The sequence below is a fragment of the Thalassovita sp. ABM4_323 genome (assembly GCF_056158665.1).
The window spans coordinates 2,299,260-2,313,508 of sequence record NZ_JBSWTS010000007.1 but is presented as its reverse complement, the minus strand read 5'-3'; the positions used below and the strand labels follow the sequence as shown (position 1 = coordinate 2,313,508).

At 60.7% G+C, this 14,249-nt stretch carries 15 protein-coding genes; 9 read left to right on the top strand and 6 right to left on the bottom strand.

Features of this window, described 5'->3' with window-relative positions; translation table 11 throughout:
- Positions 1-9 precede the first annotated feature (9 nt).
- Complete coding sequence (locus tag ACXADQ_RS13860; protein ID WP_475321634.1) at positions 10-657, bottom strand: DUF2238 domain-containing protein; 648 nt, start codon at positions 655-657, stop codon at positions 10-12.
- 39 nt (positions 658-696) lie between these two features.
- Here ACXADQ_RS13860 and ACXADQ_RS13855 point away from each other — a divergent pair, with 39 nt between their 5' ends.
- Together ACXADQ_RS13855 and ACXADQ_RS13850 are read left to right on the top strand one after the other, a co-directional pair.
- Entirely contained in the window at positions 697-1,395 is a 699-nt protein-coding gene (locus ACXADQ_RS13855; protein ID WP_475321631.1) for an endonuclease/exonuclease/phosphatase family protein, read from the top strand.
- 69 nt (positions 1,396-1,464) lie between these two features.
- The gene (locus ACXADQ_RS13850) at positions 1,465-2,721 is read left to right on the top strand and encodes a cation:proton antiporter (protein ID WP_475321628.1); all 1,257 of its coding nucleotides are present in this window, start codon (positions 1,465-1,467) and stop codon (positions 2,719-2,721) included.
- 39 nt (positions 2,722-2,760) lie between these two features.
- On the opposite strand, the gene ACXADQ_RS13845 is transcribed toward ACXADQ_RS13850, so the two are convergent.
- From ACXADQ_RS13845 to ACXADQ_RS13835, 3 genes are all read right to left on the bottom strand, one after another.
- Entirely contained in the window at positions 2,761-4,059 is a 1,299-nt protein-coding gene (locus ACXADQ_RS13845; RefSeq protein ID WP_475321625.1) for a DEAD/DEAH box helicase, read from the bottom strand.
- Positions 4,060-4,360: 301 nt separating this feature from the next.
- The gene (locus ACXADQ_RS13840) at positions 4,361-4,978 is read right to left on the bottom strand and encodes an RES family NAD+ phosphorylase (protein ID WP_475321621.1); all 618 of its coding nucleotides are present in this window, start codon (positions 4,976-4,978) and stop codon (positions 4,361-4,363) included.
- Positions 4,971-5,690, bottom strand: a complete 720-nt coding sequence (locus ACXADQ_RS13835) for a hypothetical protein (protein WP_475321616.1) — start codon at positions 5,688-5,690, stop codon at positions 4,971-4,973. The genes ACXADQ_RS13840 and ACXADQ_RS13835 overlap by 8 nt, the downstream gene beginning before the upstream one ends.
- 141 nt (positions 5,691-5,831) lie before the next feature.
- On the opposite strand from ACXADQ_RS13835, the gene ACXADQ_RS13830 reads away from it, so the two are divergent.
- The 6 genes from ACXADQ_RS13830 (at position 5,832) to ACXADQ_RS13805 (ending at position 10,666) form a co-directional block, all read left to right on the top strand.
- The gene (locus tag ACXADQ_RS13830; protein WP_475321613.1) at positions 5,832-6,245 is read left to right on the top strand and encodes a Fur family transcriptional regulator; all 414 of its coding nucleotides are present in this window, start codon (positions 5,832-5,834) and stop codon (positions 6,243-6,245) included.
- Between the two features lie 70 nt (positions 6,246-6,315).
- Complete coding sequence (locus ACXADQ_RS13825) at positions 6,316-7,203, top strand: DMT family transporter (RefSeq protein WP_475321611.1); 888 nt, start codon at positions 6,316-6,318, stop codon at positions 7,201-7,203.
- A gap of 133 nt (positions 7,204-7,336) precedes the next feature.
- Positions 7,337-8,611 (top strand): phosphopyruvate hydratase, encoded by a 1,275-nt coding sequence (gene eno, locus ACXADQ_RS13820; RefSeq protein WP_475321609.1) that lies wholly within the window; start codon positions 7,337-7,339, stop codon positions 8,609-8,611.
- A gap of 250 nt (positions 8,612-8,861) precedes the next feature.
- Positions 8,862-9,356, top strand: a complete 495-nt coding sequence (locus ACXADQ_RS13815) for a hypothetical protein (RefSeq protein WP_475321606.1) — start codon at positions 8,862-8,864, stop codon at positions 9,354-9,356.
- A gap of 258 nt (positions 9,357-9,614) precedes the next feature.
- On the top strand, positions 9,615-10,121 hold the full coding sequence (locus ACXADQ_RS13810; protein ID WP_475321604.1) for a DUF1097 domain-containing protein: 507 nt from the start codon (positions 9,615-9,617) through the stop codon (positions 10,119-10,121).
- A gap of 122 nt (positions 10,122-10,243) precedes the next feature.
- On the top strand, positions 10,244-10,666 hold the full coding sequence (locus ACXADQ_RS13805) for a cupin domain-containing protein (protein ID WP_475321601.1): 423 nt from the start codon (positions 10,244-10,246) through the stop codon (positions 10,664-10,666).
- A gap of 254 nt (positions 10,667-10,920) precedes the next feature.
- On the opposite strand, the gene pgl is transcribed toward ACXADQ_RS13805, so the two are convergent.
- On the bottom strand, positions 10,921-11,592 hold the full coding sequence (pgl, locus tag ACXADQ_RS13800; RefSeq protein ID WP_475321598.1) for a 6-phosphogluconolactonase: 672 nt from the start codon (positions 11,590-11,592) through the stop codon (positions 10,921-10,923).
- Entirely contained in the window at positions 11,589-13,046 is a 1,458-nt protein-coding gene (gene zwf, locus ACXADQ_RS13795) for a glucose-6-phosphate dehydrogenase (RefSeq protein WP_475321593.1), read from the bottom strand. The genes pgl and zwf overlap by 4 nt, the downstream gene beginning before the upstream one ends.
- Positions 13,047-13,265: 219 nt before the next feature.
- On the opposite strand from zwf, the gene ACXADQ_RS13790 reads away from it, so the two are divergent.
- Positions 13,266-14,228 (top strand): radical SAM protein, encoded by a 963-nt coding sequence (locus ACXADQ_RS13790; protein WP_475321588.1) that lies wholly within the window; start codon positions 13,266-13,268, stop codon positions 14,226-14,228.
- The last annotated feature ends 21 nt before the right edge of the window (positions 14,229-14,249 follow it).

The window sequence follows — 14,249 nt, the reverse complement described above, 5'->3', positions numbered from 1 at the left end:
TTTCGCGGGTCAATCGTCTTTGTGCGGCCGATGTCTGCGGAAGAACCGCGGGTTGCGCTGCACGAAATCATCGATCATGCGCACAGGTCCACCGTAATCCTGCCCCTTTAGATACAGCCACCCGCAGGCCGCGCCAAAGAACGCACCGGCGGTGTCGACGATCAGGTCTCCCATCGTGTCCAGCAAGCCGGATTTCTGCATATTGAGGCCAAACATCTGGTCCATGGCGAATTCAAAAATCTCCCATACGGCACCGACTGTCATCGCAAAGCAAAACGCGAAAAAGGCGATCACCACATGCGGAGCGGCGAACCTGTCCCCCTGGAACATCATGAAGATCAGCACGAACCCGATCAGCCCAAAGCCCACCGCGCTGCCCCCGTGCATGGCGATATCCCACCACCAAAAACGGTTATAAAAATCAAAGCTTTCACCCAAAAAGAGGGTGCCTGATACGAATAGAACGATGGCAGCAATAAAACCCGGGGGCACCTTGATCTGCACCCATCGCGCCAACAGGACAGGCGCCATCGACACCGCCAGCGTCATCAGCGCCACAAAGGCCAGAGACCAACGAAATGTCACCAGCGCCCATGCTGCCAAAACCAGCAACAGGATCCAAATAATCCGTGTCAGCCAAGCCTGTTCCCCGAACACCCCGTGACTTCCTTTTCTGCGCGTGCTGTAGTGGCAAATATGAGCGCATCTTACCTGCGTATTGCAAGCTATAACCTTCAGAAATGCATCGGGATGGATCTGCGGCGGCGCCCGGACCGATCTTTGAGCGTCATCAACGGGCTGGGGGCCCAGATCGTCGTATTGCAAGAGGCTGACAAGCGCCTGCCTCCGCGCCCGGCGGCCCTGCCCCACGACATGATCGAGGATGACGGTTGGCATATCCTGCCCTTTGGTCAACCCGGAGGATCGCTGGGTTGGCACGGCAATGCGATGTTGGTGCGGCCTGGTGTCGGGCTGCGGGCCACTTCGCATCTGGAGTTGCCAGGGCTCGAGCCACGCGGGGCCATTCGCGCCGATCTGGACACCGACATTGGCCCTTTGCGGGTGATCGGCGTGCATTTGGGCCTGATCCGACGCTATCGCCTGTTGCAGATCGCCGCCATCGCCCGCGCCCTGCACGACCTGCCCGCCATGCCCACAGTGATTGCCGGGGATTTCAATGAATGGGGGTCCGACCGGCCAATGGACACGTTGTTGCAGGGGCAGGATTTCCTGCCCGCGCGGGCCAGCTTCCCAGCGGTGCGCCCCGTAGCCCCGCTGGACCGCTTTGCGATCTCTCCGGATCTGACAGCAAACGCAACGGGTGTTTACACGGCCCAGCCCGCCCGCGTGGCCAGCGATCACTTGCCCGTTTGGATGACCCTTGGACGGGCCTAAACCAACTGTCCCGCTGGCCCCATCCGTGTTAGGCCATGGAAAATCTGTTTCCTTTTGCCCGAGTCCGCGATGAATTTTCTACAAATCACCTCTCTCTTGATTGTCCTTGCCGGAGTGTTCGGCGCGATCAACTATCTGTTCCTGAAACTGCCCTCGGCCATAGGTATTCTGGTCGTGTCGCTGCTGGCCTCGGTCGGGGTGCTGGTGGTCGATCTGTTCGTTCCGGGCCTTGGCATCGCAGATACGGCGCGCGGCGTGATCCTGGGCATTGATTTTTCCGATGCGCTGCTCGAAGGCATGCTGGGCCTGTTGTTGTTTGCTGGTGCGCTGCATGTCAAACTGGCGGATCTGAAAGCCCAGTGGAAGGTCGTGGTGCTGATGGCCACGCTGGGCGTGGGCCTGTCCACCGCGATTGTCGGCGTGGCCTTCAGCTGGATTACCGGAATGCCGCTGATGGTGGCGCTGGTGTTTGGCTCGTTGATCTCGCCCACGGATCCGGTGGCAGTGATGGGGGTTTTGCGCGGGGCCAGCCTGCGCAAGTCCCTGGAAACCAAGATCGCGGGGGAATCCCTGTTCAACGACGGCGTGGGGTATGTGGTCTATCTGGTTCTGGTGGCGATGGCCTTTCCCGCCGCGGGATCTCACGGGGATCACGCCCCCGACGCCGAATTCGCGGTGATGCTGTTCCTGCAAGAGGCCGCCGGCGGCGCGATCCTGGGCATCGTGCTGGGCTGGCTGGTGTTCCGCGTGATGCGCCATATTGATGACTACCCGCTCGAGGTGCTGCTGACCCTGGGCCTGGCCTTTGGGGGTTACGAGCTGGCGGTGTGGCTGCATGTCTCGGCCCCGATCATGGCTGTCTGCGCGGGGTTGCTGATCGGAGACATCGGCACCAAGCACGGGATGACCGAAGAAACCCGCCGCTATGTCGATGCCTTTTGGGAGCTGGTCGATGAAATCCTGAACGCGGTCCTGTTCCTGCTGATCGGGTTCGAGGTCTTCGCCGTCGCGTTCGAGCTGTCTTATCTGACCGCCGGCGTTCTGGCGATCGCTCTGGCGCTGGTAGCGCGACTGGCCGCCGTGGCTGTGCCCATCATGCTGGTCGGCGGCCCGCGTCAATTCGGCCCCGGCGTGATCCCGATCATGACCTGGGGCGGGCTAAAGGGCGGGATCTCGGTCGCGCTGGCGCTGGCCTTGCCGGACAATGAATGGAAGCCGCTGATCCTGACGGCCACCTATATCGTGGTCGTGTTCTCGATCATCGTGCAGGGGCTGAGCGTGGGCAAACTGGCCGCCAAAGTGGGCCGTGAACCCGAGCTGATGTAACGAAAACGGGGCAAGGTTTCCCCTGCCCCGTTTCCCCTATTACGCTGCGCGGTTGCTGCGCTTGGGGCCACCACCGCGACGGCCGCGAAAGGGCTTGCCCCCCGGTTTGCCGCTGCCACCGGGACCGCCGGGTTTGCCACCGCGACGACGCCCGCCGCCGCCACCACCAGGACGGCCACCGCCCCCCGATTTCTTGTGCGGTTCAACCGGTTCCCACGGACGCCCCGAGGCAACGGGGATGCTCAGCTTCATCACCTTCTGGATGTCCTTCAACTGGCCCATTTCATCGGGCGCACAAAAGGCAACCGCCTTGCCGTCGCGTCCGGCGCGCGCGGTGCGGCCAATACGGTGAACATAGTTTTCCGGGACGTTCGGCAATTCATAGTTATACACATGGCGCACCGCCGGAATATCCAGACCCCGCGCGGCCACATCGGTGGCGACCAGCACCTTGGCCTCGCCCGAGCGCACAGACGCAATCGCGCGTTCCCGCTGGCCCTGGCTTTTGTTGCCATGTACGGCCACAACCGCGAAACCGGCCTTGTCCAGCGTGCGGGCCAGACGTTCCATCCCGTGTTTGGTGCGGCCAAAGACGACCGACAGCTCGTCTTTGTGTTCGGCCAGCAACTCTTTCAGAAGATTGGTTTTTTCGGCCTTTGCAATGAAATGGATCGACTGGTCGATCTTGTCCGCGGCCTTGCCCGGAGGGTTCACCTGCACCCGCTGCGGATTTTTCAGATAGGCTTCGGCGATTTCCGACATCTGCTTGGGCATGGTGGCCGAGAACAGCATGGTGTGGCGTTCCTCGGGCAGGACCTTGGCGATCTGGCGCAGGGCGTGGATAAAGCCCAGGTCCAGCATCTGATCGGCCTCGTCCAGCACCAGGAATTTGGCCTTTTCCAAGCGCAGAGCCTTGCGCTCTAGCAGGTCGATCAAACGGCCCGGCGTGGCCACCAACAGGTCGGTGCCACGCTCCAGTCGTTTGCTTTGCGCGTTGATCGAGGCGCCGCCCACGACCAGCGTTACCTTCATCGGGGTGCCCGCCACGAAATCGCGCAGCGTGTCGCTGATCTGTTTGGCCAGCTCGCGCGTTGGCGCCAGGATCAGGCCGCGCACGGTTTTGGGTTCGGGCTTGCCCAGTCCGGCCAGCATTTCCACCAGCGGCAACCCAAAAGCCGCCGTTTTGCCGGTGCCCGTCTGGGCCAGACCCATCACGTCACGGCCTTCCAGCGCCAGAGGGATGGCGCGTTGCTGGATGGGGGTGGGTTCCTTCAGGCCCAATGCCTCGATCCGGGCGGCCAGTTTGGGCGAGATGCCCATCATTTCGAATTGGTTCACGAATAGTCCTTTCGGCCCTGCATCATGCAAAGCACAGATAAGGCGGGCCCCTGCCCGCCGGTTCGGTGGTTGCCGCAAGCGCGTTCCGGGGGCCTCGTACCCACCGGCTGCTGACGGCCAATCCCACGCGTGATTTTGGGAAATCGTAAGGTGGCGCCCCGTTGGGAGGTTTCCCCGTATGGGGATATCCCTTGGCGCGGGTCCGTTGCCCGCCGTGCCCCTGCTCACGCGGCAGAGGGCGCCTCTTGGCCGCTCAAATGGGGGGCAAATGGGTGAAAGTCAAGGGATTTCGCCGTTTGGCCTAGCTGACGTCGATATCCAGCGCGGCCAGTTCGGACAAAACCGTGTCCATCGCGGGGCCCTTCCGCGCCAGAGGCTCTTCGGACATTCTGGTCAGCGCAGCGCCCGCGCGATCTTCGAACAACAGACAGGCCCGCCGGGTATCATCACGCACGGACATCCAGATCAACCCATCCGCATCCGGGTGCATTTGATACAGCTCTGCCGCCAATCCCTGGCACAGAGTATAGGCCCCCCGGTCAAAAGCAAAATGCGCTGCGTGATCGCGGCCCATCTTTCCCAGCTCCAGCCGATACAGCTGGATCAGCTTCAGCGGGCGGGTCGGCAGGACCATGGACAGGCTGCGATCGGTAAGCTTCCATTCCGGGATCGAGGCAAAAGGATCGGCCACATCCAGATCATGCAGCACAGTCTCGGCCAGCGCCGCCCGCAGAGTATCCGCTCCATAGAGCGTGGGCACGCAGTCCTCGCCAACCCAGATCGGCGCGAACCGCGTAGGATCCCCCCGGCAAGGATTGAACTGAGTGGCATGAAAGGCGCTGGCATGGATGCGGAACAGCGGGGTGGTAACAGGCCAGGACTTGTAAGAAACATGAGAGAGATCCCCGCGCTCAGCCAATGGGTCCCTCCCCGGCCATGGCAGCGGCCTGGACAACGCGCGCATCGCCCTCTGCCAGTAAGTCCCGCGGGACAGCCCCGCCCAGATCCATGTTACGCCGCACGAACCAGCCCGCGATGTCCCAAGGGGTCATGCGATCCGGCAAAGCGGCCAAGACCTGCGCCATGATCGGCCAGGGCTTGCCGTTGGCGTCAAACTGAAACGCCGGGAACAGGTCCTTGTCGCCATGGCGAACAGCAAAAACCTGCTGCTTGGCCTTCATCCGCGCCGCAACCTGCGAGCGGTTGCGCCCGGTGCTGCCACTCAGCGTGTGCAGGTCCGTGCTGGAATAGCAGGGCTCGGATTGCAGGAATTTCAGCCGGAACCGCGCCACTGCGTCCTGCAATTTCAGCTCGGCGGGTTTGGGCGGCACCAGATCCAAGGCGGCCTCGACCAGCTTGTCAATCGTGGCTTCGCGCCGGGTTTCCAGCAAGGCCTCGCCCTGGCGCATCACGCGCTGCACCAGATCGAACAGGCGCGTATCCACGCCCTCGTTGGCCAGCAAAACGACCTGCCCGTCGCGCAGTTGCATATCGGTCTGTTGCCCGCCATCCAGATGCACGGGCTGCACTGGCGCCACGTCCCCAAGGGACAGGCGCGCCATATCCAATCCTCCATCCCCTTGCGTCAGGTCATGAATAGAGATGGCATTGGTTTTCGGCAGGTTTCGCATTGGTATCGCTCCTTTCGGGCGGACTCGGATATTGATATAAGATATATCCTATACCCCGCAAGTCAAGATCGCGGATGAAAACCGTCTGGAAATGCCCGCGCGCAATCTTTACATAGGAATCAAAAGAGGACGCGCCATCCCATGACCGACACGATCACCACCCGTTGCGAAGCCATCGGCCTGCGCATGACCGGCCAGCGCAGGACCATTGCTGCTGTGCTTGAGGAATCGGATGATCACCCGGACGTAGAAGAGCTGTACGCCCGCGCCTCGGCCCGCGATTCCGGTATTTCGCTGGCGACCGTCTATCGCACCGTGAAACTGTTTGAAGAGGCCGGGATTCTGGAAAAACTGGAATTCGGCGATGGCCGCGCGCGATACGAGGATGCCGAGCGCGACCACCACGATCACCTGATCGACATGACCACGGGCCAGGTTATCGAATTTTGCGACCCGGAGATCGAAGCCTTGCAGGAAAAAATCGCACAAAAGCTGGGCTACACCCTGAAAGGGCACAAGTTGGAGCTCTACGGCGTGCCGGTCAAAAAGGGCTAGTCCCGCACCGTCATGCTTTACCTTTGCACCGCCCCACCCTAGAGCGGACGGGCGAGCAAAGGGGCCCAACATGCACAATATCCGCGGTATCTTGTTGATGACGCTGTCCATGGCGCTGTTCGCCGCCGAGGACGCGTTTATCAAGGCGTTGACTCACAGTTTTTCCACCGGCCAGGTGCTGATCATGGCCGGGCTGGGCGGTGCGGCGATTTTCGGAGGCATCGCGATCAGCAAGAACCAGTCGCTGCTGGCCCCGCTGGTGACATCCCCGACCTTGCTGATCCGCACCCTGTCCGAGGCCGTGGGCGCGATGCTGTTCGTCAGCGCGCTGGCGCAGGTGCCCATGTCCTCGGCGGCCGCGGTGTTTCAGGCCCTGCCCCTGGCCATCACCCTGGCCGCCGCGCTGTTCCTGAAAGAACAGGTCGGCTGGCGCCGCTGGAGCGCCATCACCGTCGGCTTTCTCGGTGTCCTGTTGATCATCCGGCCGGGCCTTGCCGGGTTTAACCCCGCCACTTTTCTGGTTCTGGGGGCGGTGGCGGCCATTGCCACGCGCGATCTGATCTCGCGCAAGCTACCCACGGATATCTCCTCGTATGTGGTCAGCTTCCACGGGTTCGCCGCCGTGATCCCAGCGGGAGCGTTCCTGATGCTGCTGGGGGCAGACCATCCCCAAACCGTGAACCTGCAAGAGTTCGCGCAGGTCACCGGCGCCGTCATTTTTGGGGTTCTGGGCTATCTGGCCATCGTGATTTCCACCCGCACGGGCGAAGCGTCGGCCATCACCCCGTTTCGGTACACGCGTCTGATCTTCTCGATGCTGCTGGGGATGATCGTATTCGCCGAGCGCCCAGACCTGATGACCTATGCCGGGTCGGTTCTGATCATTGGATCGGGGCTCTATTCCTTTGTTCGCGAAAGACGACTGGCACAGCGCGCGGCGCCCGGGATCTCGGCCTGAACGCGACAAAATCGACGCAAAAGCACCTGTTTCCCACCCAGATTGCGCAAACTTGGCTGCTTGGCTCTTTTCACCGCAGCCAAGGCACACTAAAAGCGCGCTCAAACGGCTTTTTCAAAAGGGAACTGACCCAATGAGCACCATTATCGACATTCACGCGCGCGAAATTCTGGACAGCCGCGGCAACCCCACCGTCGAGGTGGACGTGATCCTGGAAGACGGCACCATGGGCCGCGCTGCTGTGCCTTCGGGCGCCTCGACCGGTGCGCATGAAGCCGTGGAAAAGCGGGACGGCGACAAAGGCCGGTACCTGGGCAAAGGCGTGCTGGAAGCTGTCGCCGCCGTGAACGGTGAAATCGCCGAGGCCCTGGTCGGGTTCGACGTGACCGAGCAAGTCGCCATCGACGCCGCCATGATCGAGCTGGACGGCACCCCCAACAAAGGCCGTCTGGGCGCCAACGCCATTTTGGGCGTATCGCTGGCCTGCGCCAAGGCCGCCGCGGACTTCACCGCACAGCCCCTGTTCCGCTATGTCGGCGGCACCTCGGCCCGCGTTCTGCCGGTTCCGATGATGAACATCATCAATGGCGGCGAACATGCCGACAACCCCATCGACATCCAGGAATTCATGATCATGCCCGTGTCGGCAGCGAACGTGAAAGAGGCGATCCGCATGGGCGCCGAAGTGTTCCACGCTCTGAAAAAAGAACTGTCGGCCGCTGGCCACAACACTGGCATCGGTGACGAGGGCGGCTTTGCCCCCAACATCGAAAGCACCCGCGCCGCACTGGACTTCATCAAGGTCGCCGTCGAAAAAGCCGGCTACACCCTGGGCGAAGACATCTATCTGGCGCTGGATTGCGCCTCGTCGGAATATTACAAGGACGGCAAGTATGAATTCGCGGGCGAAGGCAAATCGCTGACCTCGGAAGAAAACGCCCAGTACCTGGCCGACCTGTGCGCCGACTATCCGATCATCTCGATCGAGGACGGCATGGACGAGGACGACTGGGACGGCTGGAAACTGCTGACCGAGAAAATCGGCGACAAGGTACAGCTGGTGGGCGACGACCTGTTCGTGACCAACCCCGCCCGTCTGGCCGATGGCATCGCGCAGGGCGTGGCCAACTCGATGCTGGTCAAGGTCAACCAGATCGGCTCGCTGACCGAAACGCTGAAGGCCGTCGATATGGCCCACCGCGCGCGCTATACCAACGTGATGAGCCACCGCTCGGGCGAGACCGAAGACGCCACCATCGCCGACCTGGCCGTGGCGACCAACTGCGGTCAGATCAAGACCGGCTCGTTGTCGCGTTCGGACCGCCTGGCGAAATACAACCAGCTGATCCGTATCGAGGAACTGCTGGGCGAAACCGCTGAATATGCGGGGCGTTCGATCCTGAAGTGATCGCTAACACGCGCTGAATAACGGCAAAAAGGCGGCAAGGCTCGGGCCCTGCCGCCTTTTTCATTTCCCAACTTGGGCAGCAATCTGGCGCATTGTTACCGCTTGCGAAACAATGGGCTATGCGGCTGGTTGAAACCCCTAAACATTTTAAACAAAAGCATTTTTTCCGAGATTTACCCTAGGGAATGTGTTACAAGGGTTGTGTGGGGGCGTTCACAGAGGCGGCAATCAAGTGCCGACGGACGAACGCATGGAAAGAGCAGAACGTCACAAAGACAGCAGAATCAAAGCGTTCGTTTCGATCGCGCGCTTTGTCTTGATCGCAGCCACGGTATCGGTGCTCTTTGGGGTTCCTCCACAAGCCATCGCCGTCGATGGTCCGGCTTATGTGGTCATGAACGACCACGGTGGGGATGTCGCCACACGGATCAAGGAAATCAAGTTCGTCGCGAACCACTATACGCGGGTCGAAGTTAAGGGTGGCGTTTGTCTGTCGTCCTGTACGATGTTTCTGGGCCTGCCCCAGACATGTGTTCACCCGGAAACCAAGTTCGGCTTTCACGGCCCGACGGATCACGGTCGTCCGCTTCCCAAAGAGCGCTTTGACTACTGGAGCGAGCAAATCGCCGCCCATTATCCGCCCAGCCTCAAACACTGGTACATCCAGAAAGGCCGCTATTTGCTCAAGGGGTATTACTGTCTGACCGGCCAGCAATTGATCACCATGGGCATCCACCGTTGCTAGGCAAACCTCCGCTTAAACGGCTGTTTGCGACTTTGGTCTAATGTCGGTGCGAATCCGCCATTCTTCGCTCATCGCGACGCGACGGGTAAATTTACAATACATAACAGTACCTTATCAATTTTTTGAAAATGTCACCCTAGTTAGGGTCGTATAAACCTTGGTCGCATTCGCAGGCCTTGGATGCCTTCCTATGGTTTCGCCACGTCCGGTCATGCTTGGAAAAACCGGCTGGGCGAAACTGACTTACGGGAGGAAAACATGAATCTCATCAACGCTTTGGCGATCTCTATTGGTGTGCTGGCCGCTGTGGCCACCTGGCTGTGTCTGGGTACGCCCTATGGTCTGTCTGTCTGGGCCCTGTTCATTGGCTGGGGCAGCTTTTATCACACGGGCGGGGGCACGGATGGTGCTGTCAAATCCGCCATCAACCATGCTTGGGGCGTGCTGGTCGCAGCCATCGCCTTGTTCATGGTCGCCACCATCGGCGGCGGGGTCGAGGTGACCTCGATCATCGTGGGCGTTTCGGTTGTGGTGCTTGTGTTGGGGGCGCATCTGCCCGCATTGGCAACCATTCCGGCAGCTGTCTACGGCTATGCCTCGACCGCAGCGTTTTGCCTGCTGGCCGGTGTCGCCCTGGGCGAACCCGCAGCTTTGGGGATGGCGGCCGTGATGATCTTTGTCTCGCTTGTCCTGGGCAACGCCTTTGGATTTGTTTCAGAGAAAGTAGCGGGCATGCTGACCGGCGCAGCCGAGGCCGAGGCCTGATCCAGCCTCTGGCGGCCGGGGAACAGGGGCGGCTTGGGCCCCTGTTCCACCTGGTTGCGTCTGGCCCATGAGGCCTGGGTCGGCTAGGATCCCATCACCGGCCAACGCATCAGGATCAGACGATGACACCCGAGCAGATTATCCAGCATTTGCAATTGGAACCGCATCCCGAAGGCGGTCACTATCGACAAACCTGGGTGGAGGACAACAGCAACGGACGGGCCTCCGGCACCTGCATCTATTTCCTGCTGCAAGCGGATGAGCGCAGCCACTGGCACCGGGTCGATGCGGCCGAGATTTGGCACCACTATGCAGGAGCCCCGCTGATTCTCTCGATGTCGGAAACTGCTGAAGGCCCCGCTCAGAGCCACATCCTGGGCCCGCAATTGGAATCAGGGCAGTCGCCTCAGCTGATTGTCCCACCTCACTACTGGCAATCCGCTCGAAGCACGGGTGCGTTTTCCCTTGTTGGTTGCACAGTATCGCCCGGATTTGAGTTTGACGGCTTCACATTGGCCGATCCTGACTTCGACATCCCTCGCTAACGCAACGTCAACTGCGATTTACAAGGTGACGCGTGTGTAAATCGCGTAAGCTCAGGGGGCCTGCTAGCGAAAGGCACTTGGCAGTGGTGTTCTGCGCCCTGTCTGTTCCCGGTCGGTGGTTGTGTGTCTTACGTTTGGTGATTTTACCGATCGGGAGCGTCTTCCCCGATAAGCGATTTCAGAAAATAGAACCCGTCCATATCGTTGCGAAGATTGGCCCAAATGGGCGACCCCGGCCTTGATGGCCCGCAGGGTCAGGGCGACCAGTGCACGATGGCGTTTTCAAGCAGCGCAGCCACCGGGGCTTGGTGTGGCGGCAAGGACCTTGCCTGTTCCAAGGCCTCGCGCTTGTCTTCGCCGGTTACAACGATATGCAAAGACAGCGCTTGGCGCAGCACCCGCGCGCTGAGCGTGATGCGCGGTTCGGGCTGTGCCTCGGTCCGCATCGGAACCAGAATCGGGGCCTCGTCCGACAAGGCCAAATCCAGCTGATCCGCCCCCGGGAACAGTGATGCCGTATGCATGTCTGCCCCCATCCCCAGCAGGGCGACTGAAATCGGCAGATAGGGCCGGATCACCTGTTCCAGCTGCCCCAGCGCCAGTTCGGGCTCGGCGGCGGGCGCATACATGGGCAGCAAATGCGCTTTGGCCGCCGGCCCAACCAGTAAGCGCTCGCGCAACAGCCGCGTGTTCGAGCGCGCATGATCCTCGGGCACCCAGCGTTCGTCGCTGAGCATCACGTCGACGCGATCCCAGTCCAGATCGACACCACAGAGATCATCAAAGATCGGCCCCGGAGTCGTCCCGCCAGGCACCACAAACGTGGCGCGTTTCTCATGCGTTAGCGCGCTGCTTAGCTCGGTCGCGAGGTTCTGTGCCAGGTCGATCGCCAGCATGTCCCGATCGGCATATTCCACCAGCTTCATATGCGAATATCCCTCCACTTGCGCCCGTCGCGATGCATCAGCGCCAGAGCTTCTTCGGGACCCGAGCTGCCACTGTCATAGGGGATTGGCTTGACCTCTCCGGACTCCCACGCTGCGATCAGAGGGTCGGTCCAGGCCCAGGCGGCCTCGACCTCGTCCCCGCGCATAAACAGGGTCTGATTGCCGCGGACCACGTCCATGATCAGGCGTTCGTAAGCATCAGGAATATCTTCGCCATCCGGACCCAGAGCCTCGGAGAAGGTCATGTCCAGCGGCACATCCACCAGGCGCATACCGCCGGGGCCTGGCTCTTTGATGGTGACATCCAGATCAATGCCCTCGTTGGGCTGCAAGCGGATCGTCAGGATATTCCTGTGACGCCCCGACCCATCGCCGAAAATGTTGTGCGGCGTTTCCTTGAACACCACGGCGATTTCGCTGGTGCGGGCCTTCAGGCGCTTGCCCGTGCGCAGGTAGAACGGTGTGCCCGACCAGCGCCAGTTCACCACGTCCAGTTTCAGCGCGATGAAGCTTTCTGTCAGCGAGCGCGGGTTTTCAACATGTTCCAGGTATCCGGGTTTGTCCTCTTCGGCCAGATATTGACCGCGCACGATATCCTTGGGATCGACCTCGCCCAAAGCCCTGATAACTTTCAGCTTTTCATCCCGAACCGCGTCTGGGTCGAAATGGCTGGGAGGTTCCATCGCGATCAGGCACAACAACTGCATCAGGTGATTTTGCACCATATCCCGCATCGCACCCGAGCGGTCGTAATAATCGCCGCGTCCGCCCACTCCGACGGTTTCGGCCACAGTGATTTGGATGTGATCGACGTATTGGCTGTTCCACAGCGGCTCGAACAGCATGTTGCCAAACCGGATCGCCATCAGGTTCTGGACGGTCTCTTTGCCCAGATAGTGGTCGATACGGTAGATCTGGCTTTCGTCAAAGTGATCGGCCAGAGATTTGTTCAGCGTGCGAGCGGTTTCCAGATCGCGCCCAAAGGGTTTTTCAACCACGATCCGGGTGTCACTGTCCGCCATGCCGTGCAGATGCAGACGCGAGGCCAGATCGCCAAACAGGCTGGGGCCAACCGAGAAATAAAACGCGCGCACCCGGCCCGGATGCATTTTGGCCGCAAGTTCATCCCAGCCCTGCGTGCCGCGCGCATCCAGGGTGACATACGACAGGATTTTCTGAAATTCCTTGATCGTTCCGGGCTCGCAACCGCTATGATCGCTGTTGAACTCGATCAGTGCTTCGGCCACGAAGGCGCGATAGGCGACGTCATCCATATCCGAGCGCGCCGCGCCAATGATGCGCGTGCCCTCTTCCATCTGGCCGGCGCAAAACCGGCGAAACAGAGCGGGCAGAATCTTGCGCCGCGCCAGATCGCCCGTGCCGCCAAAAACCACTAGGTCAAACGGATCTACTGGAATAATGCGTGATACCATTGGTGTCCCTGTCTTGTGCCGGGTTGTCCTGTATCGGGCCCTTTGCCCTGCGCAGCGTTAGCGCAAACAATCTCTATCCGCAAACGTTCATTCGCGCGGATCTTTGCCACATCCTATCAGCCAAATGCTCATTCACAATGGCGTCAGGCCCGAAACCGGCGCTTTTCTAATTCAAGCGCGCGCACTAGCTTGCGTTCAGCGCAGTCACATGAGGTTTCAATGAAGGATTCATCCAGCCAGTCGCCCCAAACCGCCAATCAGGGCAAATTTCAGAATCCTTTGGTCACCGCCGATGGCCAGGACCGCGCCACTGTCGCGCTGACCCACCCTGAAACGCTGTGGTTCAACACCGGAACGCTGTGCAACATCACCTGTGCCAATTGCTATATTGAAAGCTCGCCCACGAATGACGCGCTGGTCTATCTGACCGCCACCGAGGTGCAAAGCTATCTGGACCAGATCGCCGAACGCGCTTGGCCGATTCACGAGATCGGATTTACCGGGGGCGAGCCCTTTATGAACCCCGAAATGATCGAGATGGCACGTCTGTCGCTTGAGGCGGGTTTCGAGGTGCTGATTCTGACCAATGCCATGTTGCCGATGATGCGCCCGGCCATGCGCGACGGGATTGTGGCGCTGAATGCCGCCTATCCGGGCAAACTGACCCTACGCATTTCCCTGGACCACTGGGACGAGGTCCATCACGATGCCGAACGGGGTGCCGGAAGTTTCGCGAAGACCTTGAAAGGTATGGATTTCCTGCGGGACGCAGGTGTGCCGATGGCCGTTGCGGGCCGCTCTTTGTGGCACGAAAGCGATGAAAGCGCGCGGGATGGCTATGCCCGACTGTTCCGATCGCGCGGATATGACATTGACGCCGGGAACCCAGGCCAAACGGTGCTGTTCCCGGAAATGGATCTGAGCGCCGAAGTGCCCGAGATCACCACTGCCTGCTGGGGCATTCTGAACAAATCGCCGGACGCGGTTATGTGCTCGTCTTCGCGCATGGTGGTAAAGCGCAAAGGGGCGGAACGCCCGGCTGTGCTGGCCTGCACATTGTTGGCCTATGACCCGCAATTCGAGCTGGGCGCAACCCTGGCCGAGGCCGAGCGCGACGTCGCACTGAACCACCCGCATTGCGCGAAGTTCTGTGTGTTGGGCGGCGCGAGCTGTTCGGCCTGATCCCAGGAGGGTGGCGGGGCG